This window comes from Comamonas serinivorans, assembly GCF_002158865.1.
GTDB lineage: Bacteria > Pseudomonadota > Gammaproteobacteria > Burkholderiales > Burkholderiaceae_C > Comamonas_E > Comamonas_E serinivorans.
This window is the reverse complement of sequence record NZ_CP021455.1, coordinates 2,155,721-2,180,504: the sequence shown is the minus strand read 5'-3', so window position 1 is coordinate 2,180,504 and position 24,784 is coordinate 2,155,721. Positions and strand designations below refer to the sequence as shown.

At 68.9% G+C, this 24,784-nt stretch carries 23 protein-coding genes; 7 read left to right on the top strand and 16 right to left on the bottom strand.

Translation table 11 applies throughout. The annotated features are described in order from the left end of the window. Positions 1 to 17: 17 nt before the first annotated feature. The 9 genes from CCO03_RS09330 to tadA form a co-directional block, all read right to left on the bottom strand. The gene (locus CCO03_RS09330; protein WP_087284479.1) at positions 18 to 1,058 is read right to left on the bottom strand and encodes a transporter; all 1,041 of its coding nucleotides are present in this window, start codon (positions 1,056 to 1,058) and stop codon (positions 18 to 20) included. A gap of 484 nt (positions 1,059 to 1,542) precedes the next feature. Continuing rightward, on the bottom strand, positions 1,543 to 2,067 hold the full coding sequence (locus tag CCO03_RS09325; protein WP_087280242.1) for a phosphoribosyltransferase: 525 nt from the start codon (positions 2,065 to 2,067) through the stop codon (positions 1,543 to 1,545). Next, positions 2,061 to 2,375, bottom strand: a complete 315-nt coding sequence (locus CCO03_RS09320; protein ID WP_157667607.1) for a hypothetical protein — start codon at positions 2,373 to 2,375, stop codon at positions 2,061 to 2,063. Before CCO03_RS09320 ends, CCO03_RS09325 begins: the two co-directional genes overlap by 7 nt. A 22-nt stretch (positions 2,376 to 2,397) precedes the next feature. After that, positions 2,398 to 3,774: an adenylosuccinate synthase gene (locus CCO03_RS09315; protein WP_087280236.1), complete on the bottom strand. Its 1,377-nt coding sequence runs from the start codon at positions 3,772 to 3,774 to the stop codon at positions 2,398 to 2,400. A gap of 44 nt (positions 3,775 to 3,818) precedes the next feature. After that, the gene (locus CCO03_RS09310; protein WP_087280233.1) at positions 3,819 to 4,985 is read right to left on the bottom strand and encodes an ATP phosphoribosyltransferase regulatory subunit; all 1,167 of its coding nucleotides are present in this window, start codon (positions 4,983 to 4,985) and stop codon (positions 3,819 to 3,821) included. Positions 4,986 to 5,465: 480 nt separating this feature from the next. Beyond that, on the bottom strand, positions 5,466 to 6,356 hold the full coding sequence (hflC, locus tag CCO03_RS09305; RefSeq protein ID WP_087280230.1) for a protease modulator HflC: 891 nt from the start codon (positions 6,354 to 6,356) through the stop codon (positions 5,466 to 5,468). 42 nt (positions 6,357 to 6,398) lie between these two features. After that, on the bottom strand, positions 6,399 to 7,772 hold the full coding sequence (gene hflK / locus CCO03_RS09300; RefSeq protein WP_087280227.1) for an FtsH protease activity modulator HflK: 1,374 nt from the start codon (positions 7,770 to 7,772) through the stop codon (positions 6,399 to 6,401). A gap of 152 nt (positions 7,773 to 7,924) precedes the next feature. Then, positions 7,925 to 8,917, bottom strand: a complete 993-nt coding sequence (locus tag CCO03_RS09295) for an LD-carboxypeptidase (RefSeq protein WP_087280224.1) — start codon at positions 8,915 to 8,917, stop codon at positions 7,925 to 7,927. A gap of 127 nt (positions 8,918 to 9,044) precedes the next feature. Beyond that, a complete protein-coding gene (tadA, locus tag CCO03_RS20665) occupies positions 9,045 to 10,799 on the bottom strand; it encodes a tRNA adenosine(34) deaminase TadA (protein ID WP_157667606.1) in 1,755 nt (584 codons plus the stop codon). A 102-nt stretch (positions 10,800 to 10,901) separates the two neighbouring features. On the opposite strand from tadA, the gene CCO03_RS09285 reads away from it, so the two are divergent. From CCO03_RS09285 to CCO03_RS20370, 6 genes are all read left to right on the top strand, one after another. Continuing rightward, positions 10,902 to 11,681 carry an IclR family transcriptional regulator gene (locus CCO03_RS09285; RefSeq protein ID WP_087280221.1) on the top strand — a complete coding sequence of 260 codons (780 nt, stop codon included), beginning with the start codon at positions 10,902 to 10,904 and terminating at the stop codon, positions 11,679 to 11,681. Positions 11,682 to 11,778: 97 nt separating this feature from the next. Continuing rightward, the gene (locus CCO03_RS09280; RefSeq protein WP_087280218.1) at positions 11,779 to 12,882 is read left to right on the top strand and encodes a CaiB/BaiF CoA transferase family protein; all 1,104 of its coding nucleotides are present in this window, start codon (positions 11,779 to 11,781) and stop codon (positions 12,880 to 12,882) included. 641 nt (positions 12,883 to 13,523) lie between these two features. After that, complete coding sequence (gene atzF / locus CCO03_RS09275) at positions 13,524 to 15,311, top strand: allophanate hydrolase (RefSeq protein WP_087280215.1); 1,788 nt, start codon at positions 13,524 to 13,526, stop codon at positions 15,309 to 15,311. A 20-nt stretch (positions 15,312 to 15,331) separates the two neighbouring features. Then, positions 15,332 to 16,021, top strand: coding sequence for a GntR family transcriptional regulator (locus CCO03_RS09270; RefSeq protein WP_087280212.1), 690 nt, complete (start codon positions 15,332 to 15,334; stop codon positions 16,019 to 16,021). A gap of 33 nt (positions 16,022 to 16,054) precedes the next feature. Further along, positions 16,055 to 16,372 carry a DinB family protein gene (locus CCO03_RS20375; RefSeq protein WP_236904100.1) on the top strand — a complete coding sequence of 106 codons (318 nt, stop codon included), beginning with the start codon at positions 16,055 to 16,057 and terminating at the stop codon, positions 16,370 to 16,372. Continuing rightward, positions 16,330 to 16,560 carry a DinB family protein gene (locus CCO03_RS20370; RefSeq protein ID WP_236904099.1) on the top strand — a complete coding sequence of 77 codons (231 nt, stop codon included), beginning with the start codon at positions 16,330 to 16,332 and terminating at the stop codon, positions 16,558 to 16,560. The genes CCO03_RS20375 and CCO03_RS20370 overlap by 43 nt, the downstream gene beginning before the upstream one ends. Positions 16,561 to 16,808: 248 nt before the next feature. Here CCO03_RS20370 and CCO03_RS09260 read toward each other — a convergent pair whose 3' ends face one another. The 5 genes from CCO03_RS09260 to CCO03_RS09240 form a co-directional block, all read right to left on the bottom strand. Continuing rightward, on the bottom strand, positions 16,809 to 17,768 hold the full coding sequence (locus tag CCO03_RS09260) for an alpha/beta hydrolase (RefSeq protein WP_087280209.1): 960 nt from the start codon (positions 17,766 to 17,768) through the stop codon (positions 16,809 to 16,811). Then, positions 17,765 to 18,583, bottom strand: coding sequence for an ABC transporter ATP-binding protein (locus tag CCO03_RS09255; RefSeq protein ID WP_087280207.1), 819 nt, complete (start codon positions 18,581 to 18,583; stop codon positions 17,765 to 17,767). Before CCO03_RS09255 ends, CCO03_RS09260 begins: the two co-directional genes overlap by 4 nt. Further along, on the bottom strand, positions 18,576 to 19,511 hold the full coding sequence (locus tag CCO03_RS09250; RefSeq protein WP_236904098.1) for an ABC transporter permease: 936 nt from the start codon (positions 19,509 to 19,511) through the stop codon (positions 18,576 to 18,578). The genes CCO03_RS09255 and CCO03_RS09250 overlap by 8 nt, the downstream gene beginning before the upstream one ends. Positions 19,512 to 19,627: 116 nt before the next feature. Next, complete coding sequence (locus tag CCO03_RS09245; protein ID WP_087280204.1) at positions 19,628 to 20,566, bottom strand: ABC transporter substrate-binding protein; 939 nt, start codon at positions 20,564 to 20,566, stop codon at positions 19,628 to 19,630. Positions 20,567 to 21,041: 475 nt separating this feature from the next. Further along, the gene (locus tag CCO03_RS09240; RefSeq protein WP_087280200.1) at positions 21,042 to 22,133 is read right to left on the bottom strand and encodes an alkene reductase; all 1,092 of its coding nucleotides are present in this window, start codon (positions 22,131 to 22,133) and stop codon (positions 21,042 to 21,044) included. A 126-nt stretch (positions 22,134 to 22,259) separates the two neighbouring features. On the opposite strand from CCO03_RS09240, the gene CCO03_RS09235 reads away from it, so the two are divergent. Continuing rightward, positions 22,260 to 22,859, top strand: a complete 600-nt coding sequence (locus CCO03_RS09235) for a TetR/AcrR family transcriptional regulator (RefSeq protein WP_087280197.1) — start codon at positions 22,260 to 22,262, stop codon at positions 22,857 to 22,859. A gap of 221 nt (positions 22,860 to 23,080) precedes the next feature. On the opposite strand, the gene CCO03_RS09230 is transcribed toward CCO03_RS09235, so the two are convergent. Then, on the bottom strand, positions 23,081 to 23,845 hold the full coding sequence (locus CCO03_RS09230; RefSeq protein WP_087280194.1) for a crotonase/enoyl-CoA hydratase family protein: 765 nt from the start codon (positions 23,843 to 23,845) through the stop codon (positions 23,081 to 23,083). Between the two features lie 99 nt (positions 23,846 to 23,944). Beyond that, entirely contained in the window at positions 23,945 to 24,247 is a 303-nt protein-coding gene (locus tag CCO03_RS19710) for a hypothetical protein (protein ID WP_157667605.1), read from the bottom strand. Positions 24,248 to 24,784: the final 537 nt, after the last annotated feature.

Here is a 24,784-nt window from a genome sequence, read left to right as displayed (position 1 = left end):
TGACGGGCATCGGACGCTCAAACCTGGCGCTGCTTGTGCCGATGCGCCAGCCAGGCGGCCACGGCCGTGAAGGCCACCACGATGGACACCACGATCCAGAAACCGTCGGGGTGCTCGGCCAGCGGAATGCCCCCCACGTTCATGCCGAACAGGCCCGCCAGGATGTTGATGGGCAGCGCCAGCACGGTCACCATGGTCAGCACGAACAGGCTGCGGTTGTTGTCCTCGTTCACGATGGCCGCCACCTCCTCCTGCAACAGCCGGATGCGGTCCTGCAGGGTCTGCATGTCGCGCAGCATCAACGAAAACTCTTCGCTGGCGGCGGCCAAGCCCTGGCGATCGCGCTCGCTCATCCAGCCGGGCGGCTGCTGCAACAGCCGGAACAGCGCCGCGGGCTCAGGCGCCAGCAGCCGCTGCAGCCGCACCAGCAGGCGCCGCAACCGGCCCAGGTGGGCGCGGGGTCGGCTGTCACGGCGCGCCAGGATCACGTCCTCGATCTCGTCCACGCGCGCGGTGGTCTCGCGCACCACCTTGACCAGCACATCGGCCTGCGTGCGCATCAGATGCTCCAGCAGTTCGGTGGTGCTGGCCGGGCTGTCGCCACTGCGCACGGCCGCACGCAGCGCATCGACCGAGCGCAGCGGCTGCGTGCGCGCGGTGATGACCAGGCGCTCGTCCAGGCAGATCCACAAGGTGGCGATGTCGGCCGACTCGAAATCGAACTCGAAGTTGACGTCGTTGAGCACGGCCACCAGCGAGCCTTCCGCCCGCTCCAGCCGCGTCGAGGCCAGGCCCTCGCGCAGCGCGGCATAGAACACCTCGGGCAAGGCCGCGTGGCGCTGCAGCCACCGCAGCGATTGGGCATTCGCCAGGTTGAAATGCAGCCACAGGAAGTCGCCGCTGTGCGGGTGCTCGGCCGCATCGCGGGCGAGCCAGTCGGCCGCATCTGCGGCCGACAGGGCCGCGGCCGGCTCGCTGTCGCCGCAGGCGAAACGCCAGCCACAGATCAAACCGACGTCCTCGAGGGCCAGCACAGGGAGAGAGGTCGACTCGGGCATGGCGGTCAGGCTCGGGGCGGCACCGTGATGCGACGCATCGTGACGGCCATGGCACATGGCTTCGCGGGTCAGCCGCCACGGCGAAGAGGCCTCGCCCGCCTGGCGGCGCACCCGCGACGAAGGACATGACCAAGCCGCTTCAGCCGCCCTGGTGTGAAACAAGGCCGCGATTGTGGGCAGCACGCATGACGGCGCGATGACACGCCAGCCACCGCCAGGTGCGCATCCGGATCGGCGCGCCAGGCCTCGCCGGCCTCGGTGGCCTCGCTCGCTGCCATCGGCGTGGCCGACACGGCGCGCCGACGCAGGCATCCAGTCGGTACTGATCAGCCGGCCCGACCCGGTCGAGCGCGTCGTCGCCCGCGGCCTGGCCCTCACGTCCGACGCCTTGAAGCGTTCACAGCCAAATGCAGTATGGGGCTGCTGCCGTTTTCAATAAAACGCCAACAGCCCCATACTGCAGATCAGGTGCGATGCGCGGGGTTCAGATCTTCCACTTGGCCATGAGCCTCTCGGGCGTCATGGTGTCGTAGCCTTCGAAGGGCTGGTGAATCCAGGGGTTGGTGGGCAGGTCCTGCACCGAGTATTCCGGCGTGAAGGTCGAGCTGCCCTTGGTCCAGATCACCGCGGTGCGCAGCTCGGTGATGGGCTGGTAGTTGGTGCGCAGCTGCTCGATGACGGCGTTCAGTGTGTGGCCGGTGTCGGCCAGGTCGTCCACCAGCAGCACCCGGCCGGCGATCTCGCCCTTGGGCGTGGTGATGTAGTGCGCGATGTCCAGATGCCCTTGCTTGGTGCCCGCATCGGCGCGATAGCTGCTGGTGGACATGATGGCCAGCGGCTTGTTGAAGATGCGCGAGAGGATGTCGCCGGGGCGCATGCCGCCGCGCGCCAGGCACAGGATGTTGTCGAACGCCCAACCCGATTGATGCACTTTGATCGCGAGCTTCTCGACGAGGTTGTGGTACTCGTCGTAGCTCACGTACAGGTGTTTGCCGTCTTCGGTCAGCATGGGGAAAGGCTCCAGAAAAAGGATGAAAAAGGCGTCAAGGCGTGCGCCGCATGGCGACCCGGACACCCAGCGCCGAGCCCGCGATGGGCAAGGCGCCGCAGCAGGCCATGCATCCCGTGTCGGGCGGACGGCACCACGGCATCAAAAGGCAAAGGGTCGCTGGGGGCCAGCCGTCCGGTGAACAGCTTGTCGGCGACAGGCAACAGCGTGCCCAGCAGCCAGGCGCCCAGCAACGCCGTCAGCCCTGCGAACACGCGCAGGGCTGCATGCAACCCTTCAGAAGCGGGGGAAACGGATGCGCGTGTCATGACGGAATCCGTTCCCGTTCCATCAGGGCGCCAGGAACGGGTGGCGCACCATGATGGTGTGGTCGCGATCCGGACTGGTCGAGATGATGTGGATGGGCACGCCGGTGACCTGCTCGATGCGTTGCAGGTACAGGCGGGCGTTGATCGGCAGCTTGTCGTACTGCGTCACGCCCACGGTGCTGTCGCTCCAGCCTTCCAGCGTTTCGTAGATGGGCTCGCAACGCGCGATGTCGTCGGCGCCGGCCGGCAGGATGTCGATCTCCTCGCCATCGAGCATGTAGCCCACGCAGAGCTTGAGCTCGGACAGGCCGTCGAGCACGTCGAGCTTGGTGATGCACAGGCCCGACAGGCCGTTGACCTGGGCCGAACGCTTGAGCAAGGCCGCGTCGAACCAGCCGCAGCGGCGGCTGCGGCCGGTGGTCACGCCTTTTTCGGCGCCCACGGTGCTCATGTGCCAGCCCGGTGTGCCTTCCTTTTCCCAATCCAGCTCGGTCGGGAACGGGCCGCCCCCCACGCGCGTGCAGTAGGCCTTGGTGATGCCCAGGATGTAGTGCAGCAGGCCCGGACCGACACCTGCGCCGGCGGCGGCGTTGCCCGCCACGCAGTTCGACGAGGTCACGTAGGGGTAGGTGCCATGGTCCACGTCCAGCAGCGTGCCCTGGGCACCCTCGAACAGCAGGTTGGACCCGGTCTTGTTGGCGTCGTTGAGCTCGCGCGAGACGTCGGCGATCATGGGCTCGAGCAGCTTGGCGTGCTGCATGGCCTCGGTGTAGATCGGGTCGAACTGCACCTCGCCGTTCTTCAGGTACGGCGTCAGGGTGTCGGCAAACGCCAGGTCGGCCGAGCCCAGGCCTTGCGTGAGCACCAGGTTGTAGATGGCCAGCAGTTCCTGCAGCTTCTGGGCGAAGCGCTCGGGGTGGCGCAGGTCCTGCACGCGCAGCGCGCGGCGGGCGATCTTGTCTTCGTAGGCGGGGCCGATGCCGCGCCCGGTGGTGCCGATCTTCTCGATGCCGCCCTTTTCGCGCGCCGCCTCGCGGGCCACATCCAGGATGGCGTGGAATGGCAGGATCAGCGGGCAGGCTTCCGACACGCGCAGGCGCGAGCGCACTTCCACGCCGGCCTTTTCCAGGCCTTCGATTTCCTCGAACAGCTTGGCGCACGACAGCACCACGCCGTTGCCGATGTAGCAGGTCACGCCAGCGCGCATGATGCCGCTGGGAATCAGGTGCAGCGCGGTCTTCACGCCGTTGATGACCAGGGTGTGACCGGCGTTGTGACCGCCCTGGAAGCGCACCACGCCCTGGGCACTTTCAGTCAGCCAGTCCACCAGCTTGCCCTTGCCTTCGTCGCCCCACTGCGAGCCGACCACGACCACGTTGCGGCCTTTGGTGATGTTCATTGCTTTGGAATCTCAGGTAAGAAAAAGGATTGCGCGCCGACCGCTCAGGCCGCCACCGCCTGCACTTGCCAGTGCTCGCCCACTTTCACCAACTGGCGGTCGCAGGCAAATTCATCGATCTCGCTGTCGTGCCCGGGCAGCACGCGGATCACGGTTTCGCCCGCGCGCCGCAGGCCGGCCACCGCTTCGGCCAGCGCGGGCTCGTCGCCCCAGGGGGCACGGATGGCGGGCTTGAGCGCACGCGGCGCAGCCACGCGCACCAGGGCCTTCAGGTCGAGGCTGAAGCCCACCGCGGGACGATCGCGGTCGCTGTCATGGGCAAACACGGCCCCTACGCCGTCGTACCGGCCGCCCCGCACCACGGCGTCGCTGGCGCCTTCGACGTAAGCGGCAAAGCGCACGCCGCTGTAGTAGGCATAGCCTCGCAGGTCGGCCAGGTCAAAGCCGATGCGGCCGACGTTCAGGCGTTGGGCGAGCCAGCGCAGGTGATCCAGCGACTGGCGGATCGCGGTCAGGTCGGGCAAGGCCTTGGCGGCCTCGTCGAGCACGGCCACGTCGCCATACAGCTGCGGCAGTGCCAGCAGGCCGTCGCGCGCCGCCTTGGGGAAGTTCGCCGTCAACTCGCGCAAGCTGGCCACGTCCTTGATGGCCAGGGCGGTGTGCACGGCCTGGAGCACGCTGGCTTCCACGGGCAGCCCCGCCATCAGCGCCCGCACGATGCGCACGTCGGCCATGTCGACCAGCGCGGGCGGCAGCTCGGCCACCTGCAGGCAGTCCAGCGCCAGCTGCATGATTTCGAGATCGGCCTCGGCGCCCGCGTGGCCGAACAGCTCGGCCCCGAGCTGCAAGGGCTCGCGGGTGCCTAACGCACGGTCGGGCCGGGTGTGTGCCACTGGCCCGCAGTAGCACAGCCGGGCGACGCCCGTGCGGCCCAGCAGGTGGGCATCGATGCGGGCCACCTGAGGCGTGGTGTCGGCGCGCAAGCCCAGCGACCGGCCGGACAGCTGGTCGACGAGCTTGAAGGTTTGGAGGTCGAGCGCCTCGCCGGTGCCGGTCAGCAGGGAGTCCAGATGCTCCAGCAGCGGCGGCATGACGAGTTCATAGCCATAGCTGCAGGCCGTGTCCAGCAGATGGCGGCGCAGCTCTTCGATGTGCCTGGCTTCGGAAGGAAGCACGTCGGCGATGGAATCCGGCAAAAGCCAGGCAGACATGGCAGCAAATGGCAGGCTGTTAAAACCGTGATTCTACCGGCTCGGGATGAGGCCTCGAATCGCGCCGGTCACAGCGCGCCCGAGATCCAGCCGCATGCCGCGCATGCCGACCTTGATGGCCACATGCCAGCCCTGAGATGGATCGGCCCCTCCCTTGTGCAGGCGGACGCGATGCGCCATGGTTGGTTGACCGCCACCGAGCCATCCGCCGCATGGGCGCGCGGCCTGCGGCATTGAGCGCGCGCTGCGGGCGACGCGTGGCGTGCATCGCCGCACCCATCTGCTGACTTGGTCAACGGTCGCCAACAAGTGCTTCGCTTGAGGCCGCCCAGGCGAACACGCACACGCACATGCGCAGAGTATCAATCGACAGCCGATCAACCACGATCGGAAACCACCGCATACCCCTTCACCATAAAAAAAGCCCGGCAGCTGCCGGGCTTGTGAAGGCGGGACCGCGGCGCGGCCGGGCGCACGCCCTCAGCGGGGCGCCATGCCCGAGCGCATGGCCTTGAAGAACTCGTTGCTCTGCGGGTCGATGACCATCACATCGCTCTTCTTGTCGAAGGACTCGGTGTAGGCGCGCAGGTTGCGGTAGAACTGGGCGAACTGCGGGTCCTGGCCGAACACCTCGGCATAGACGCTGTTGGCCGCGGCATCGCCTTCACCCTTGATCTTCTGCGCATCGCGGTAGGCGTTGGCCAGCAGCACCTCACGCTGGCGATCGGCGTCGGCGCGGATCTTCTCGCCTTCGGCGGCACCGGCCGAACGCAGGGCATTGGCCACGCGCTCACGGTCGGTCGCCATGCGCTGGTACACCGAGTCGATGATGGATTCGGCGTAGTCCGCACGCGTCATGCGCACGTCCACCACCTCCACGCCCCAGGGCTTCTGGCCCTGCGAGATGGCGGCGTTCACGGCGCGCTTGACGTCGGCCATCACCTGGTCGCGCTTGGTCGAGATCAGCTCCTTCACCGTGTGGCGGTTGATCTCCTCCTGGAAGGCGTTGCGCACCGTGCGCGTGAGCTGCAGCTCGCCGTCGACGATGGTGCGGCCCACGTTCTGCACGTAGGCACGCGGGTCGGTGATGCGCCAGCGCACATACCAGTCGATGACGATGCGCTGCTTCTCGGCCGTGAGCATGGGCGCTTCGGTGTCCTGGCTCTCCAGCGTCAGCAGGCGCTTGTCCAGGTGGCTGACGCTCTGCACGAACGGCACCTTCCAGTGCAGGCCCGGCGAGCTGATGACTTTCTGGATCTGCCCGAACTGGTAGACCAGGCCGAATTGGCGTTGATCGACCACGAAGGCCGAGGTCAGGAACACGACCAGGGCGAGGACGACCACCGCGGCAAGGGAACCAAGCTTGTTCATGGATGAATGGAGTGCGAAAAGTTTGGATTCAGGGGGCGGAGGTCAGCGGGCATCGAGTTCACGCGAGCGGCTGCGCTCGTTGTTGCGCGAACGCGGGTCCACCACGGCCGGGGCGGGCGCGCTCGGGGCCGCGGCCGCTTCGCGAGCCGGGGCCGCCGGTGCGGCGGCGGGCGCGGCAGCTCCCGCCTCGCCGCTGTGGCTGATCAGCTTGTCCAGCGGCAGGTACAGCAGGTTGCCGCCGGCCTTGCTGTCCACCACGATCTTGCTGACGTTGCTGTACATCTGCTGCATGGCATCGGTGTACATGCGGTCACGCACCGCCTGCGGCGACTTGCGGTACTCAGGCAGGATGGCGGCAAAGCGCTCGGTGTCACCCTTGGCCTGCTCCACCACGCGGGTCTTGTAGCCCTGCGCCTCTTCGTTCAGGCGGGCCGCCGTGCCTTCGGCGCGGGGCACCACGTTGGCCGCATAGGCCAGGGCCTGGTTCTTGACGCGCTCGCGCTCCTGCTCGGCCTTGAGCACGTCGTCGAACGCCACCTTCAGCTGTTCGGGCGGACGCACGCCGCCCTCCAGCAAGTTGACCTCGGACACGTTCACGCCCAGGTTGTAGCGGTCGAGCATGGTCTGCATCAGCTCGCGCACACGCGGCGCGATCTGGTCACGCTCGGTGGCCAGGGCCTCGTCCAGGCTCATCTGCCCGACGACCTCGCGCACGGCGGTTTCGGCGACCTGGCGCACGGCGTCATCGGGACGCGCGCTTTCAAACAGGTAGGCACGCGAATCGCTGAGGCGGTACTGCACCGAGAACTTGATCTCGACGATGTTCTCGTCCTCGGTCAGCATGGCCGAGTTGCGCAGGCCCGTGGCCTTGACGATGTTGTCGCTGCCGATGTCGATGACACGCGGCTGCGTCACCTTCAGCTTGGTGTGGTTCTGGATCGGGAACGGCAGGCGCATGTGCAGGCCGGCATCGGTGGTCTCGTGGTACTTGCCGAACTGCGTGATCACCGCCTGCTCGCCTTCGTTGACCACGTACACCCCGCTGGCCACCCAGGCCGCCAGGGCCAGGCCCGCGACGATCACGGCAATCGAGCCCGGCTGCACGCCCGGGCCACCGCTGCGGTTGGACGAACCGCCGCCATTGCCGTTGCCGCCCCACATGCCACCGAGCTTGCGCATGAACTCACGCCCCATTTCATCCAAGTCGGGCCCGGGGTTGCCGGGACGCTGCACCTGCGGCCGCGGCTGGGCCGGCGGTTGGCTGGGCGGATAAGCGGGCGGTGGCGGAGGCGGCGGGGTCGATTCGCCGGAACTCGGCTCGTCATCGCGTCCCCAACGCGGGTCGTTCAAATTGAACATGCCGCGAATGCGTTGCGGCAGGAGGGCCAGTCGTCGGCTCGACAGGGACAGGTTCATGGAGTTAGCGGCAAGGGGTTTGTGCTGTCAATGAGGGCGATTGTGCCCAAAGCAAGCCACAGCGCCCATGGACGGCCCTGTTTTGCCTTGTGCAAGCGCGGGTGTTGCGGGCATGCCGAATCGGCCACGGCCGCCTGGGCCGGCAGCAGCGCTCAGTGACCGTGGTGGTCGTGGTCGTGGTCGTGGTCGTGGTCGTCCCACAGCATCATGACCTCGCGCCCGTGCACGCTCAGACTCACGCAGGCGCCCGTGGGCAGGCACACCTTGGTCGGCACATGGCCAAACGGCAAGGCCGGAATCACAGGCACCGGCAACTGCTGCGCCAGTCGGGCCACCACGGTCTTCATGCTGAAGCCCTTGTCGTGCGCGGTGGTCGCCATCTCGGTGAACCCCCCCAGCACCACGGCCTTCTGACGCGTCAGCACACCGGCCAGCTGCAGCTGCGTCAGCAGCCGCTCGATGCGATACACGGGTTCCCCCACGTCTTCCAGGTAGAGCACGCCGCCCTCCACCTGCGGGAAGTACGGCGTGCCCAGCAGCGCCGCCACCACCGCCAGATTGCCCCCCCACAGCGTGGCGTGCTCGGCCACCCGCACGGATTCGCCCCCCTCAGGCCTCAGGCCCAGGCGTTGCAGGTCCTGGTGCAGCTGCTCGGCCTGCTTCTTGCCCATGACCCAGCCCGTGCCCTCAGCGTGGCCGTGGATGACATCGTCCAGGCAGTCCAGGGTGATGTCGTCCGGCTCGTCGGGCGCCCCGATGTCGGCGATCAATGCCGGCCCCGACCAGGTGGTGGCGCCGGTCTTGGCCAGCGCGCCCAGCTGCAGGGCCGTGAAATCGCTGAAGCCCACCCAGCGCATGCCCGCCTTCGCGGCCTGGGCCACGGCGGCGAAGTCGATGTCGGGCAGGATGCGTGTCAGCCCATAGCCGCCGCGCGAAATCAGGCTCACATCGGCCCCGCTGGCCGCCGCCCGGGCGATGGCCGCCACCCGCTCGGCGTCGTCGCCGGCGAACCGCTGAACACTGGCCAGGGCCGCAGGATCGACCTCCACCTCGTGCCCCAGCACCTTCAACCGCTGGATACCCCGCCGAAAAGCGGCCTTGTCTCGCACTGCACCAGAGGGCGAGTAAATGTAAATGTGCGCCATCGCCCGATCTTATCGCCGCCCTGCTGCGGCAGGACGCACATCGCCAGGGGGCGGCCGAGCGCCACGCGCCGCATGCCACGGGCGCCTGGCCCATGGGCGGCGTGATCATGCCCAGCGCGACGTCGCGTCACCCCCCGTCGCGCAGTCGCGCCATCGCCGCTTGCACCGGGTCTGTCCAGGGCCAGCGCGGGCCGAACAGCGGCACATCCAGCACCTTGCGCGGCGCTGGAACGGGCAGGCTGGCCACGCCTCCCGCCGCCTCGTCCAGAGCCATCCGCTCAAGGAGCGCTTCGGCGTCCCGCCCCATCGCCACCGCATCGCCTCCCGCACGCAGGCGGCGCACCCAGTCACGGCACCTCACCAAATGACCGGCATCGGGGTATGGCGCCATCGTCGTTTCTTGATCAACGGCATTGCACCCATACTGCCATTCATGTCGGCTTTCAGGGCCTGACCGCAGTCCGTGCCCTTCGAGCAACGCCAGCAGGCGCGCCAACGTGGCCGGCGTGGCCGGGAACGCGTCGGTCAGCCGGCGGTCGACCGCAGCGCGCTCGGCGCCTGCACCGGCGTCTGCGCCCATCGCCAGGGCCTCGCGCAGCGTGGGCCGCGAAACCCAGCGCAACCGCGCCACGCGGCGCCACGCATCGGCTTGCCCGCTGCCTTGCGCCCGCTGTGCCAGCGCCCGCCACGCCGCGTGCACCGCGCCGGCCACCGAACGATCGGCGATCAGCACGCAGGGGCCCGCAGGCGCGGCCCTGGGCGCATCCGCCGCGCGGGGCTGACCCGCGGCCACGCCCGGCTGCGGATGAGCGGCGTCCCCCTCGCCGGCCCAGCCCTGCGCCCACAGCCACTGCGCCAACGCCTGCCCGACCTGCTCGGCCGTCAGCCCACCCGCGCGGCGCGGCTTGTCGCTCAGGCCGTGGCCCAGCAGATCCGGCACCAGCACGCGCCAGCCCTGCGTGGCCAGGGCCTGCGCCCAGTCCCGCCAGACGCCGCCGTGGTCAGCCCAGCCGTGCACCAGGGCGACGCTGCCCGGCGGCCGACTCGTGCGGCCCTCGGCACGGGCATCTGCCGCTGCCGCGCCCGGATTTGGCGCCGACACCACGCCCCACATGCGCCAGCCCAGGTCGCTGCGGCCGTGCCCGCCGGCCACCGGTGCGCCGGGGTAGCGGGTGGCCGCGGACGGCATGGCGTCGGCGGCCAGCGTCGCCGCTGTATCCGCCGCCTGCGTGGGCCGCGTGCCGGTGTGGCGCGGCGTCGCCGCATCGACGTGCAGGCCAGTCAACGCAATGGCCTGCGCGCGCGGCTCGAATCCCAGGGCCGCCCAATCCAGCGCCGCCAGCAACCCCGCTTGCGCGGCCTGCGGCAGGCGCAGCGCATCCTCGCGCAGGCGGGGCGGCTGTTCACGCGTCTGCTGCGCCCGCCGCTGGGCAAAAAAGGTGCGCATGAGCGCCTGGGCCGCCTCGGCCCCCACGCCGCCCTGCACCTGGGTGTGCGGGTTCAGCGCGCGCACGGCGAACACGTTCAGCTGCGAGCCGGCGGCGCCCATGCGCGGCTCTGCCGTGGCGTAGACCACGCGCGGCAGGCGCGCGTGCAGGATGGCCCCGGCGCACATGGTGCAGGGCTCGGCCGTGACGTACAGCGTGCAGTCGGTCAAACGGTAGTTGCCCAGCGCCTGCGCGCCCTCGCGCAGCACACGCATCTCGGCATGGGCCGTGGGGTCGCACAGGCCGCGCGGCGCGTTGTGCGCCGCCGCGATCACGCGGCCCTGGTGGACCAGCACGGCGCCGACCGGCACCTCGCCCGCCTCGGCGGCGGCGCGGGCCTGCGCCAACGCCAGGCCCATGTAGTGCCCGTCGTCCGGCACAAAAGAATCAGCCATGGGGGATTTCCCGAAACAGTCGCCTAGGCGAGTCGAAATTCGATCTGAAGCATGTGAGTATGCGAGACTCTCGTCTCGATAATCTTTGCCACAAGCAATGTAATGACCCCCGAAACTGACAACGACAACCGACTCGTCAGTGCCCTGGTGCGTGGCATGTCCATTCTCCAGTGTTTCGACACCCAACGCCTGGAGCTTTCGGCCAAGGAGTTGATGGACCTGACCGGCCTGCCCAAGCCGACGCTGTTTCGCCTGGTCGACACCCTGTGCGAGATCGGGGCCCTGCGTTATTCGGAGCGCGTGTCCAAGTACGTTCCCGGCCTCACGCTGCTGAACCTCTCGGCGCCGGTGCTGGCCCGCATGTCGGTGCGCCAGTTCGCGCGCCCGGCCATGCAGGAGCTGGCCGATCACATCGAGGCCCAGTTGCAGCTCATCGTGGCCAGCCAGATGCGGCTCACCTACGTGGACGTGGTGCAGGGCCGCGGCAGCAAGGTCTACCGCCCCGAGGTGGGCACGCACGTGTCCATGTCGCGCACCGCGTCGGGCCGCGCCTTCCTGCTCAGCCTGCCCGAGGACCAGCGCGAAGCCTACCTCAGCCAGCTCGCCGAGCGCGAGCCCGAGAAGGCCAGCTTCCTGCGGCGCCGGCTCGACGAGGCGCGCCAGGACCTGACCCAGCACGGCTTCACGCGCAGCCACGCCGACCTGCACCGCGAGGTGCAGTCCATCTGCGTGCCCATGCAGGCCACGCGCGACGGCGAACTCTGGCTGTTCACCGCCTCCATGCCGGTGTTCAGCCCTCACCTCAAGGACCTGGACACCGAGGTCGGTCCGCGCCTGATCACGCTGGTGCACAACGTCGAATCCTCGCTGGGCAACAGCTGACCCGAGTCCCCCGGTTCGGCAGTGCCCTGCCGCCCTTTCTTCACCTGCGCGCGGTTTGCGCGGATTGTTCAACCCGCCCCCAACCCCCTCATCTGCCATGAAAGTCCTCTCCTCCGTCAAAGTCCTTGAAATCGGCGGCATCGGTCCCGGCCCGTTCTGCGCCATGCACCTGGCCGACCTGGGCGCCGACGTGATCTCCGTCGTGCGCCAGCCCGGCGGCACGCCGCCGATCACCGGCCCGGTGCTCAACCGCGGCAAGCGGTCGGTCTTTGCCGACCTGAAGACCCCCGAGGGCAAGGCGCTGGTGCTGAGCCTGTGCGAAACGGCCGACGTCCTCATCGAAGGCATGCGCCCTGGCGTGATGGAACGCCTGGGCCTGGGCCCCAAGGAATGCCAGGCGAAGAACCCCAAGCTCGTCTACGCGCGCATGACGGGCTGGGGCCAGACCGGCCCCCTCGCCCCGGCGGCCGGCCACGACACCAACTACGTCTCGGTCTCGGGCGCGCTCTGGGGCTCCAGCCCGGCTGAAGCCCGTCCCGTCACCCCGTTCACGCTGGCCGGGGACATCATGGGCGGCGCCCTGTACCTGGCCATCGGCATCGTCTCGGGCGTGCTGAGCGCGCGTGAAACCGGCCAGGGTCAAGTGGTGGACGCGGCCATCGTCGATGGCTCGGCCCACGCCATGAACCTCATGCTGTCGGCCCGCAAAAAGGGCATCGTGGCCGACAAGCGCGGCGACAGCATGTACGACAGCTCGCCCTTCTACGACACCTACGTCGCCGGCGACGGCCGTTTCGTGACCCTGGGCGCCATCGAGCCGCAGTTCTACGCCCTGCTGCTCGACAAGCTGAACCTGAAGCAGGACCCCGACTTCGGCACCGACCAGTGGGACAAGGCCGCCTGGCCCAAGCGCCGCGAGCGCCTGATCGCGCTGTTCAAGAGCCAGCCCGCCACGCACTGGCAGGCCCTGCTCGAAGGCACGGACGTGTGCTTTGGCGTGGTGCAAAGCCCACTGGAATCGGCCGAGCACCCGCACATGAAGGCGCGCGGCGTTTACCTCACGCACGAAGGCCAGTTCCAGGCCGCGCCGGCCCCGCGCTTTGGCGATGCCGCCTACGCGCCCGGCCCCATCTGCGCCGATGGCGCGCACACCCAGGACGTGCTGGCCGCCGTGGCCGCCAAGGGCCAGGTCTGGCGCTGATGCCGCGCGGCTGAGCGGCGGCTGCGGCTCAGCCTAGATGTTTCACCAGTATGGGGTGATAGCCGTTTGAAAACAAACGGCTATCACCCCATACTGCTTTAAATCTTGCGATCTTGCGATCTCGCGCCTGGGCCATCGCCCGGGACGCGCCATGCGCCGCCATGGGCTGCGAACCTTTGCGGCTAGAGCCCGAGGCACGCCTTCGCGCTGAGCGCGCTCCAGGCGCTGAAACACCGCGCGCAACAGAGCGCTGGCCGGCCTTGGCCCCTCCGGGGTGCGCCTGCTCGTGCAGCTCGCCCGACGCCAGAAGCTTTGGCCACCCGCCACCGGGTGCGCAACACCCCACGGCGGGCTAACCCGGCACCACCGATGGACACGGGGTGCAGCCGTGCAACCCCTTGAGCGGCGCCTGCGGAGAGATCACCGTGCGCGCCCGCCGGCAACCGCCCCGGTCCGTGCACGGTCCGTGTGGCCTGCGCGCACCAAATGCGCACGGCCGCCAACCAACTTGGTGCACCTCGCCCGAGACCACGTTCCTCGGCGTGGCCTGCGCTCGCCCGACAGCAGGCCGACCACAGAGCGCCACAACTGGCACGCAACCTGCTTAACCCAGGCATCTTGTATACAACTGAGTATTCATCATGCTGACAGGCTCTCTGACCGACTGGCAACAGGCTTATGCCCACGGCGCCGACCCCGAACACCTGCTGGACACCCAACGCCAGGCCTGCCTGGGCGACGACCCGGCCTGGATCAGCGTGGCCAGCGCCGAGCAACTGCGCCAGCAGCTGCATGCCCTGCGCACCCTTGAGGCCGAACACGGCCGGGCCGCCCTGCCCCTGTATGGCGTGCCCTTTGCCGTCAAGGACAACATCGACGTCGCCGGCTTCACCACCACCGCCGCCTGCGAAGCCTTTGCGCGCGAGGCCAGCGCCGATGCCGTGGCCGTTCAGCGGCTGCGCCGGGCCGGCGCCATCGTGCTGGGCAAGACCAACCTCGACCAGTTCGCCACCGGCCTGGTGGGCACGCGCTCGCCGTATGGCGTGGTGCCCAACACCTTTGATCCGGCGCGCGTGTCGGGCGGCTCCAGCTCGGGCTCGGCGTCCGTCGTCGCGCGCGGCCTGGTGCCGTTTGCCCTGTCCACCGACACGGCCGGCTCCGGCCGCATCCCCGCCGGGTTCAACCAGATCGTCGGCCTCAAGCCCACGCCCGGCGCCGTGAGCGGCACCGGCCTGGTGCCCGCCTGCCGCACACTGGACTGCATCGGGGTGCTGGCCCAGTCGGTGGCCGACAGCGCCCGCGTGCTGGCCCTGATGGAAGGCACCGACCCGGCCGACGTCTACGGCCGGCCACGGCCCCGGCTGTCGCCCGTCCCGCCTTTGGCGACGCTGCGCGTGGCCACCCCGGTGCAGCGCCCGCTGGCGCCGGATTACGACACCGCCTTTCAGGCCTTCGAGCAGGCCCTGCGCCCGCAGGTGGCCCAGCTGCAGACGCTGGATTTCGGCCCCTTGTTCGACGTCGCCGCCCTGCTCTACCAGGGCCCGTGGGTGGCCGAGCGCGTCGTGGCAGCCGATGCCATCTACCGCCACCAGGCCGACCAGATGCTGCCCGTGATCCGCGAGGTGCTCGACGTGGCCCAGCGCTTTTCGGCAGCCGACACGTTTGCGGCCCAGTACCGCCTGCAGGCCCTGCAGCGCCAGGCCGACGCCCTGTGGCAGCAGTGGGACGTGCTGTGCGTGCCCACCGCCCCGCGCCACCCGCGCATCGACGAGGTGCAGGCCGACCCCATCGCGGTGAATGCCGAACTCGGCCTGTACACCAACTTCGTCAACCTGCTGGGCTGGTCGGCCATCGCCATTCCAGCCGCCCGACTGCCCGACGGCCTGCCTTTCGGCATCACGCTGATCGCCCCCGGCTGGCGCGAGCCCCAGCTCGTCGCCTGGGCCCAGCAGCTCGAACAGCAGGTGCGCCTGCCCGCCGGCACCACGGGCCGGTTGCCCAAGGCCGAGCCGCTGCCGCAGTGGCACGTGCCCGCCGCCGGGGACTCGGTGCGGCTGGCCGTGGTGGGCGCCCATTTGCGCGGCATGCCGCTCAACCACGAACTGCTCGCCTGTGGCGCACGCTTTGTGCAGGAAACCCAGAGCGCACCCAGCTACCGGCTGTACGCACTGCCCGGCACCACGCCCCCCAAGCCCGGCCTGGCCCGTGCGCACAGCGGCCAGCCCATCGTGCTGGAGGTGTGGGACATGCCCGTGGACAACCTGGGCGCCTTCGTCGCCCGGGTGCCCGCGCCGCTGGGCATCGGCAACGTGGAGCTGGCCTCGGGCGAAGTCGTCAAGGGTTTCATCTGCGAAGGCCATGCGCTGGAGCAGGCCCTGGATGTCACCGCCCATGGCGGCTGGCGCGCATACTGTGCCAGCCTGACCTGACCCGCGCCCAAGGAGCCTGCATGTCCACAGCCAGCCTGGCGGCCACCGCCTACCAACAGATCAAGCTCGAGCTCGACACCTTCCACTACGCGCCGGGCGACCGCTTCAGCGAGAACGAGGTCAGCGGCCGCCTGGGCATGAGCCGCACCCCGGTGCGCGAAGCGCTGGTGCGGCTGCAGCGCGAGGGCTACATCTCGGTGCTGCCCAAGCTGGGCTGGGTGGTCAACGCCATCGACTTCGAGGTCTTCGCCCAGCTGTACGACGTGCGCGCCGTGCTCGAATGCGCCGCGGCCGACCTGCTGTGCGCCTGCACCGACACCGCCGAACGCCTGCAGGCCCTGACGGCCATCTGGTGCGTGCCCGACGCCGAGCGCCTGCGCGAACACGCGCGCGTGTCGCTGCTGGACGAGGCCTTTCACCTGGACCTGGTGCAGGCCGCCGGCAACCTGGAGATGGCGCGCATCCACCGCGACCTGACCGACCGCATCCGCGTGGTCCGCCGCCTGGAATTCACGCGCGAAGACCGCATCGGCACCACCTATGCCGAACACGCCCGCATCCTGCAGGCCCTGCTGGCGCGCGACGCGGCACAGGCGCGCACCCTGCTGCAGACGCACATCGCCGTCAGCCGCGACGAGGTGCAAAAAATCACCGTGCACGCGCTGCAGGCCGCGCGGCGCCAGCGCCTGTCGCAGGCCCACGTCGCCTGAGGCCGATGCCCAGCCCCACCCGGGACACCCCCCATGATGACGACCGACACCGCCGTGATGCTGGCCCGCTACAGCGACTGGGCGGATCAGACGCTGTTCAGCGCCATGGCGGCACTGCCGGCCGGCGCCATCGCGCAGCCGCGCCAGACGCTGTTCCAGTCCATGATCGGCACCCTCAACCACAACCACGTGGTTGACCTGATCTGGCGCGCCCACCTGCTGGGCCAGACACACGGCTTTTCGACGCGGCGCGATGTGCTCTACCCGCAGTTCACCGAGCTGGTCGCTGCCCAGACGGCGCTCAACCAGTGGTACCTGGACTGGGCCGGCAACAAACGCCCGACAGCCTGAACGAGCGCCTGGCCTTCCAGTTCGTCACGGGCCAGCCCGGCACCATGACGCGGGGCGAGATGTTCCTGCACATCGTCAACCACAAGACCTACCACCGCGGCTGGGTCAGCCAGATGTTCTTCGAGGTGGACGTGGCGCCGCCGGAAACCGACCTTTGCGTGTTCCTCTGCGAACCGACTGCCCCGTGACGCGGGGCTCAAGGATGGTGCGGCCGGACCCGACGCCCCCCGCACTTCAACCCGTCACCTGGGCGGTGGACCGCACGTCCTGACCGCGGCCGGGGCTCGCAAGTCGGGTGCTGGCGTTCAGCTCGCCAGGCCGCGCACACTGGACGACGGCCACGCCGGATTCACCCGCCGAGGCTCAAACCACATGAAGCAGTATGACCCTGCCTCCGTTTCAATGAAAACGACAAAGCAACCATACCCCTGGTTGTCTAAAGCAAGGCCAGCACCGCTTGCAAGGCCTGGCCCTGCGGTTGCGCCAGGGCCTGCAGCACGCTGAAGTGGTCGGCCCCCGGCGCGGCCACCATCCCGCCCGGCATCGCGCGCCGTTGCGCGGCAAAGGTCCGACTCTGCGCCTGCAGCGCCGGCAGCTCGGCCAAGCCGTGGGCGACGACGAAGGGCCGCGAGGACAGCGGCCGATGCAGGGGGCTGAGGCCGGCCACCTCGGCATCGCTGAGCTGCAGCGCGGTGTTCAGGTAGGTCAGGCGAATCGGCGCCAGGTCGTAAATGCCACTGACGCCCAGGCCCGCCGCCACGCCGTCCTCGTCCAGGCACAGCGCGGCCAGGTGCGCGCCGGCCGACCAGCCGCTGACCAGCAGGCGCCCGCTGGCGCCTTGCGCTTGGGCGTGGGCCCGCACCGCACGCACCGCCTCGCGCACCTCGCCCACGATGCGGGTCAGGCTGGCCTGCGGCGCCAGCGTGTAGCCGACCAGCGCCGCGCCGAGGCCCTGCGCCAGCGCCCCGGCGACCACGGCGCGGAAGGTGTTCTTGTGCCGCATCTGCCAGTAGCCGCCATGGATGAAGACCAGCGTGGCGCTGCCCGGGGGGCCAGCGAAAACATCGAACCGCTGACGCTCGCCGGGACCGTACGCCAGGTCGAGCTGGCAGGGTGCGCGCTGCACCAGCTCGGCGCTCGCCACCTCCAGCGCGGCCAGCTGCTGCGCGCTGGTGGCCACGGCGGCGGTGTTGTCGTAGGCGGCATCGCGCGCCTGCTGCGGCCAGGCCGCGAACTCGGCCAGAGGCACGAGAACGTGGCCCGCCCTCTCCTGTCCCGGCTGCCCCGGCTGCGCGGGCTGGGCCGCGGCAAACCCGCCGGCGGCGTGCGCACCGGTCAGGCCATGGGTGCCGGTGGGTGCGCGCGACCGCGACCCGGTGCCGGGGGCCTCGCTCATGCGGCCTTGGCGTGGCTGACGTGGCTGGTCAGCATCTCGGTGAGCTGCTGGCGCACGCGGTTGAACTCGGGCGCGGTGATGCAGCGCGGGCGCTCCAGCGGGATGCGGAAATCGGTCTCCACCCGGCCCGGTCCGGCCGTCATGACCACCACGCGGTCGGCCATCAGCACGGCTTCTTCCACCGCGTGCGTGACGAACACCACGGTGAGCTTGGTCTTGGCCCAGATGTCGAGCAACTCCTGCTGCAGAACCTCGCGCGTGAGCGCATCCAGCGCGCCGAAAGGCTCGTCCATCAGCAGCACCTCGCAGTCGTTGGCCAAGGCGCGCGCGATCGACACCCGCTGCTTCATGCCGCCCGAGAGCTGGCTGGGGAAGTGGTCGGCAAACTTGGTCAAGCCCACCATGTTCAGGAAATGGTCGCCGATCTCGCGCAGCCTGGCCTCGGGCAGACCGCGCTGCTTGGGGCCAAAGGCGATGTTCTGGCGCACGGTGAGCCAGGGGAACAGGCCATAGTCCTGGAACACCATGCCGCGCTCGGGGCCGGGCTCGGTGATGGGCGCGTGGTAGAGCCGCGCCGTGCCCGAAGACACCGGCTCGAACCCGCCCATGATGCGCAGCAGCGTGGACTTGCCGCAGCCCGAGGCGCCGATCAGGCAGATGAATTCGCCCTTCTCGATCTGCAGGTTCACGTCCTTCAGGGCGTGGATGGGGCGGCCGTTCAGGCTGAACACCTTGCTGACGCCCGCGATGTCCAGGATGGGGGCCGCCTTGCGGGGTGCTGCGGGCGTGGCGACGGGGGTGAGGATGTCAGGCATTGTGTTGCGGGCTCCACTTGAGCAGGCGGTTGTTGAGGACCACCAGCAGGCGGTCGGTGACGAAACCGGTGAGGCCGATGACCACCATGCCGGCGATCACGACATCGGTGCGCGAGAGCATGCGGCCGTCCATGATGGCTGCGCCCAGCCCTTCGGGCACGCCGGTCATCTCGCCCACCACGATCAGGAACCAGGCGATGCCGTGGCCCAGCCGCAAGCCGTTGAAGATGGATGGCATGGCCGCCGGCAACACCACCTGGCGGAACATGGACGTGCCTTTGCAGCCCAGCATGGCCGCTGCCTCGAACAAGCGCGGCTCGACCGACTTCACGCCGAAGGCCGTGTTGATGACGATGGGGAAGAACGCCCCCAGGCAGACCAGGAAGATGGCCGCGTTCGGGCCGACGCCGAAAAAGATCATCGACAGCGGCAGCCAGGCCGTCACCGGCACCGGCCGCAGCAGCTGCAGCGTGGGATCGATGAAGCGCCGGATCAGGGCGTTCTTGCCGATCAGCAGGCCCAGCGGCACCGCCAGCAAGGCCGCCAGTGCAAAGGCGCCATAGACGCGCGACATGGACTTGAGCCAGTGCGTGCCCAGGGTTTCGCTGAAGGCGTCGTCGTAAACGCCGCCCACGGTGAAGTCCTTGAGCATCACCGCCACTTCTTTGGGGGACGGCACCAGCATCGTGCCGCTCAGGCGCACGGCCAGGTCCCAGGCCAGCAGCAGCGCCAGCGGCAGCAGCGCGGGAACGATCCAGCGCACCAGCCAGGCTTTCAGCTGGCTGGGCGCCGGGGGCAACAGGTCCAGCGCCGGATCCGCCGCCACGGCGGGCGCCGCGGCAGACGTGGCGGATGCGGCACGCGCAGGCGTGCGCGTTGCGCCGGGTTGGGCCGCGCCGGGCGGCGCGGCGGCATTCAAGGTGGTCATGGCAGTTCCTGGCAAGGCGGTGGTGCTCGGGGCATGGCGGCGGGCAACGCGATCACGCCACCCGGTATTCCGCCGCTGACCTCATTCAGTCAACGAGAAGTCAGTGATACCCAGGCTCACTTCGGGCCGAGGTGGGTGGCGAAGAAGCTGCCGTAGTCGGGCAGGCGGCGGATCTGCTTGCGCTCCAGCATCAGCGAACCGTAGTTCTTGCATCGCTGCAGCCAGTCCTCGTCCACCTTCCAGACCAGCTTCACGTTGTCGGCCGCCAGGTCGGCCACCTCGGCCGGCAGGCCCAGCTTGGCGTTGGCCATGGCCAGCAGCTCCTTGCGGTTGGCCATGGCGTACTCCGACGCCTTGCGGTGGATGTCCAGGAAGACCTTGACCAGCTCGGGCTTGCCCTTGACGGTGTCGGCGTGCGTGGTGGTGACCATGTTCACCGACCCCACCGGCGTGCTGTAAGGGTGCTCGAGCACCTTGCCCACGCCGCGCGTCACGCTGATCGACGGGCCCGGCTCGGCGCCCACGTAGGCGTCGATGTCGCCGCGCTCCAGCGCACCGGCCATCTCGCTGAAGGACACGCGCACCGACTTCACGTCCTTGATGGTCATGCCCTCGGCCTTCATGCGCTCGAGGAACACGGCCTCTTGCGTCGAGCCCGGCAGCAGGCCCACGCGCTTGCCCTTGAGGCCCTTGAAATCGGCAATGCCCGACTTGGCGCCCACGACGATGGCCATGCCGCCGTTGCTCATGGGCGCGAGCACGACCACCGGCTCACCCGCCGCCGCCCCCAGGATGCCGGCCGCCAGGCCGTGCATGCCGAAGTCGACCGACTTGGTGACCACGGCGTTCTTGGCGTCCGTGGGTGTCTCGAACGGCACGACCTCGATCTTGTAGCCGGCCGGCGTGAACTTGTCGTAGAAGTATGGCGTGATGCCGTGGATCAGCTTCAAGGTACCCACCTTGATCACCGTGTCTGCGGCATGGGCCGGCAGCGCCAGCGAACAGGCCAGGGCCGAAGCGGTCAAAGAAGCAATCAGGAGTCGACGCGTGCGCATGGCATTTCCTCGCAAAGTGGCAGTGCAGAATAGAAAGCATCTTGAATACTTGCTTGTACACAAGATGAATGCCAACCATTAAGCAATCTGTATGCCAACTTTTTGAATGCGCGGTCAGCCCTGTAGAGCGCGACTTCTGACGCATGCCGCACGCCCGCCGGGCACCTTCAGACGTGCGTGGGTGCACCGGCGCTGTGCACGGCGGCGGTGCATGCACCGTTTCGCACCGGCGCGGCCGACCGACCGCGGCCATGCCGCCTGTTCAGCTGACCATGGACAATGTGCGGAACCTGAGACAGTCCCCAGGCAGTCACCGACCGCGGCTCGCCCATCCCAGCAACGCCTCGGCCTCTCGTCCGAGGCGTTCTGGCGCTTCACGCCGCACCCGCGGGCATGGTGCGCAGGGGCCAGTCAGTCAGCGCACAAAAAACGGCGCCCACTGGGCGCCGTGTCAGGCTTGAGGGACGCGCGGCCGTCAAACCGCGGCTTCGGCCAGGCTGGGGTAGTCGGTGTAGCCTTCGGCGCCGCCGCCATAGAGCGTGGCCTGGTTCAACGCAGCCAGCGGCGCGCCGTGCTGCAGCCGGGCCACCAGGTCGGGGTTGGCGATGAAGGGCCGGCCAAAGGCCACGAGGTCGGCGTTCCCGGCCTTCAGCTGTGCCTCGGCCAGCGCCAGGTCGTAGCCGTTGTTGGCGATGTAGGTGCGCGAGAAGCGGCCGCGCAAGGCCGCGAAATCGAACGGCGCCACATCGCGCGCGCCACCGGTCGCGCCTTCGATCACGTGCAGGTAAACCACGCCCAGCTTGTCCAGTTCGTCGACGATGTACGCATACTGTGCCTGAGGGTCGCTGCAAGTGATGCCGTTGGCTGGCGACACCGGCGAAATGCGCACGCCCGTGCGGTCGGCCCCGATCTCGTCGGCCACGGCCGACACCACCTCCAGCAGCAAGCGGGCGCGGTTCTCGACGGAGCCGCCATAGGCGTCCGTGCGCACGTTGGCGCCGTCCTTCACGAACTGCTCGAGCAGATACCCGTTGGCGCCATGGATCTCGACCCCGTCGAAGCCGGCCGCGATCGCATTCGCGGCCGCCTGACGGAAGTCGTTGACGATGCCGGGCAACTCGTCCAGCGCCAGGGCGCGGGGCTCCGAGACGTCGTTGAAGGCGTTGTTGACGAACACCTTGGTCTTGGCGCGGATGGCCGAGGGCGCCACCGGCGCGGCGCCACCCGGCTGCAGGTCCACGTGCGAGACACGGCCCACGTGCCACAGCTGCACGAAGATGCGGCCCTGCTGGGCATGCACGGCATCGGTCACCTGGCGCCAGCCGTCGATCTGGGCCTGGGTGTAGAGCCCCGGGGTGTCCTGGTAGCCCTGGGCCTGCGGCGAGACCTGGGTGGCCTCGGCGATCAGCAGGCCGGCCGACGCACGCTGGGCGTAGTAGGTGGCGGCATGGGCGCTGGGCACCAGCCCCGCACCGGCCCGGTTGCGCGTCAACGGTGCCATGACGACGCGGTTGGCCAGCGTCAAGGGGCCGAGGTCGTAGGACTCAAACAAGGAAGGCGTGCTCATGTCGATGTGCTTTCTCAAAAAACGGTGCGCCAGGCACCCAAGCGCACAATGATGACGATCATCATCCATGAAGTCAAGTTTTGATGTCGATTGACATCCAATGTACATTAGACCCTGGAGCACACCATGAAAGTCAGCAAAGCACAGGCCCAAGCCAACCGCGCCCGCATCGTCGAGGCGGCCGCCACGCTGTTCCGCGAGCGGGGGTATGACGGCGTCGGCGTGGCCGAGCTCATGGGCGCCGCGGGCTTCACCCATGGCGGCTTCTACAAGCACTTCCCGTCCAAGGCCGACCTCATGGCCGAAACCGCGGCCAGCGGCTTCGCCAAGCTGGAGGCCGCCCACCCCATCGACCTGGCCGCGTTCGTGCAGGCCTACGTCTGCCGCGACCACCGCGACGGCCGTGGCGAAGGCTGCACGCTGGCCGCGCTGTGCGGCGACGCCGCACGCCAGCCCGACCCCATCCGCGCCGAGTTCGCCGAAGGCGTGGAACGGCTGCTGACCCAGTTGACGCCACCCGGAGACACCCCGGCCGAGCAGGCACAGGCTCGCGCCCTGGCCATCGACACCCTCGCCCATGCGGTCGGCGCACTGGTGCTGTCGCGGGCCTGCCCCGATGAAGCCCCGCTGGCCAACGAAATCCTCCGCGTGTGCCGAGACACCCTGCTGCGGGGCCTGGCGGGCGCGGCGGATGCCCCCGCCTCCGACCCCGACCCGGCCGACTGAACAACAGGCCTGCGCCCTTCCCGTCAATCCCGGGCCACAGCGAGCCGGCTGGCGCCGGGCACGCTCCACGACGGTCGCCCGCCGACGCAGCCGCATGTGCCCGCCCCCCTTGCCAGCATGCGCGCCCATGACAAAGGGGCCTCGATCGAGGCCCCTTGAGGGTGGCGCGTGGGCTGGCGATCAGCCCCGCGCCGGTTGCGCAGCCCGTCAGGGGCTGCGCTTCACTTGCCTTGCCAGACGGGCTTGCGCTTCTCGGCGAAGGCGGCGGCACCTTCCTTGGCATCGGCCGACCCGAACACCGGCGCGATGATCTCGCCTTGCTTGGCGAACATCTCATCCAGCGTCCAGCCCGACGATTCGTACACCACGCGCTTGCTGGCGGCCAGGGCCAGCGGGCCGTTGGCGGCCACGGCTTCGGCCAGCTTCAAGGCTTCTTCCAGCGCCTTGCCCGGCTCGGTCATGCGGTTGACCAGGCCATTGGCCTTGGCCACGTCGGCCGAGATGAAGTCGCCGGTCAGGATGTACTCCATCGCCAGGTGGTAGGGCATGCGACGCGGCAGGCGCATCACGCCGCCGGCGGCGGCCACCAGGCCACGCTTGACTTCGGGCAGGCCGAACTTGGCGGCGCTGGACGCCACGATCAGGTCACAGGCCAGCACGGTCTCGAAGCCGCCGGCCAGGGCGTAGCCCTCGACGGCCGCGATCATGACCTTGCGCGGTGCGCGCTCGGACAGGCCCAGGAAGCCACGGCCCGGGATGCTGGGACGGCGGCCCTTGAGGAAGTCCTTCAGGTCCATGCCGGCGCAGAAGGTGCCGCCAGCGCCGGTGATGATGCCCACGCTGAGGTCGTCACGCGATTCCAGCTGGTCGATGGCCTGGACCATCAGCTCGGCCATTTCGGCCGTGGCGGCGTTCTTGGCCTCGGGGCGGTTGAGGGTGATGATCTGGACGTTGTCCTTGATCTCGACGAGCACGGGTGCGGTCATGAGAGGGTCTCCTGTTGCAATCTCAGTGGAACAAAACGGGGGTTCGGGCTGGCCGCAGGCGGCCAGTGGGTTCACAGATCAGGCTGATCAGCACCAGTATCATGGCATGGCCGTCAAAGTGCCAACGGTAATCCATGCATACTGGGTCACCGACATCAGCATGGCTGCATGCGGATGGCGCCATCGACGCCGATGGTGTCGCCCTTGAGCATGGGGTGCTCGTTCTCGGGCCGTCTGGCCAAGCTGGATGTGTGGAACCGGTCGGGGGCGATGGTGGACCGGCGGATGAACGGGGTCGCGCGCGGCCCCGATGCGCACGCTGACGCCGCGCAAGGCCTGGGCCACGGCCAGACCCGAGGCGCCGCCGGTCATCGCGGCCGACTTGCTGGCATTCCACTGCATCCACCACTCCTCAAAACATACCGCGCCCGCAGGCGATACCCCGGACTGCGCGCCGTCGCGCAGCGTTGGCGCTCGCCCCTGCAACGCACGGCCCACACTTTCAATTCCACGGAGTATCCCACGGCTTCCATTCACCCTTGAACGAAATTGGCATGATACCCCGATACATTCACATGACTCATCGCCAGCGCGGCAACCCGCCACGCGGACAACCTGACCACCCGCGACACGCGCTGTGGTCCATCGCGCAGCCGAGCCCGATGATCCCGCAAGCACCGAGCCAGCGCGGTCGCTGGCGGGATAGGCTGGCCTGCATCTGCGCTCGCCCTCCAAGGCGAAGCGGCGAACAGGTCCGAGGACCGGGCACGTGTTGCGCGCTGGGCGCCCGCGTGTTCTAACGGGCCGCTGCAGCGCTGGCGCTGCGGCAAACCACATGAACTCACGCTGGTTTACCCTAGATTTCGAGACATCCTATGATTAAAATCAGTCCATAAATTGCATTTAATGAGACTACTGTACCAAAGTTTCACAGCTTGG

Excerpts from the sequence above, each read along its gene's own strand:
- CCO03_RS09330 (WP_087284479.1), bottom strand. The coding sequence starts at position 1,058 with ATGCCCGAGTCGACCTCTCTCCCTGTGCTGGCCCTCGAGGACGTCGGT.
- CCO03_RS09325 (WP_087280242.1), bottom strand. The coding sequence starts at position 2,067 with ATGCTGACCGAAGACGGCAAACACCTGTACGTGAGCTACGACGAGTAC.
- CCO03_RS09320 (WP_157667607.1), bottom strand. The coding sequence starts at position 2,375 with ATGACACGCGCATCCGTTTCCCCCGCTTCTGAAGGGTTGCATGCAGCC.
- CCO03_RS09315 (WP_087280236.1), bottom strand. The coding sequence starts at position 3,774 with ATGAACATCACCAAAGGCCGCAACGTGGTCGTGGTCGGCTCGCAGTGG.
- CCO03_RS09310 (WP_087280233.1), bottom strand. The coding sequence starts at position 4,985 with ATGTCTGCCTGGCTTTTGCCGGATTCCATCGCCGACGTGCTTCCTTCC.
- hflC (WP_087280230.1), bottom strand. The coding sequence starts at position 6,356 with ATGAACAAGCTTGGTTCCCTTGCCGCGGTGGTCGTCCTCGCCCTGGTC.
- hflK (WP_087280227.1), bottom strand. The coding sequence starts at position 7,772 with ATGAACCTGTCCCTGTCGAGCCGACGACTGGCCCTCCTGCCGCAACGC.
- CCO03_RS09295 (WP_087280224.1), bottom strand. The coding sequence starts at position 8,917 with ATGGCGCACATTTACATTTACTCGCCCTCTGGTGCAGTGCGAGACAAG.
- tadA (WP_157667606.1), bottom strand. The coding sequence starts at position 10,799 with ATGGCTGATTCTTTTGTGCCGGACGACGGGCACTACATGGGCCTGGCG.
- CCO03_RS09285 (WP_087280221.1), top strand. The coding sequence starts at position 10,902 with ATGACCCCCGAAACTGACAACGACAACCGACTCGTCAGTGCCCTGGTG.
- CCO03_RS09280 (WP_087280218.1), top strand. The coding sequence starts at position 11,779 with ATGAAAGTCCTCTCCTCCGTCAAAGTCCTTGAAATCGGCGGCATCGGT.
- atzF (WP_087280215.1), top strand. The coding sequence starts at position 13,524 with ATGCTGACAGGCTCTCTGACCGACTGGCAACAGGCTTATGCCCACGGC.
- CCO03_RS09270 (WP_087280212.1), top strand. The coding sequence starts at position 15,332 with ATGTCCACAGCCAGCCTGGCGGCCACCGCCTACCAACAGATCAAGCTC.
- CCO03_RS20375 (WP_236904100.1), top strand. The coding sequence starts at position 16,055 with ATGATGACGACCGACACCGCCGTGATGCTGGCCCGCTACAGCGACTGG.
- CCO03_RS09260 (WP_087280209.1), bottom strand. The coding sequence starts at position 17,768 with ATGAGCGAGGCCCCCGGCACCGGGTCGCGGTCGCGCGCACCCACCGGC.
- CCO03_RS09255 (WP_087280207.1), bottom strand. The coding sequence starts at position 18,583 with ATGCCTGACATCCTCACCCCCGTCGCCACGCCCGCAGCACCCCGCAAG.
- CCO03_RS09250 (WP_236904098.1), bottom strand. The coding sequence starts at position 19,511 with ATGACCACCTTGAATGCCGCCGCGCCGCCCGGCGCGGCCCAACCCGGC.
- CCO03_RS09245 (WP_087280204.1), bottom strand. The coding sequence starts at position 20,566 with ATGCGCACGCGTCGACTCCTGATTGCTTCTTTGACCGCTTCGGCCCTG.
- CCO03_RS09240 (WP_087280200.1), bottom strand. The coding sequence starts at position 22,133 with ATGAGCACGCCTTCCTTGTTTGAGTCCTACGACCTCGGCCCCTTGACG.
- CCO03_RS09235 (WP_087280197.1), top strand. The coding sequence starts at position 22,260 with ATGAAAGTCAGCAAAGCACAGGCCCAAGCCAACCGCGCCCGCATCGTC.
- CCO03_RS09230 (WP_087280194.1), bottom strand. The coding sequence starts at position 23,845 with ATGACCGCACCCGTGCTCGTCGAGATCAAGGACAACGTCCAGATCATC.
- CCO03_RS19710 (WP_157667605.1), bottom strand. The coding sequence starts at position 24,247 with ATGCAGTGGAATGCCAGCAAGTCGGCCGCGATGACCGGCGGCGCCTCG.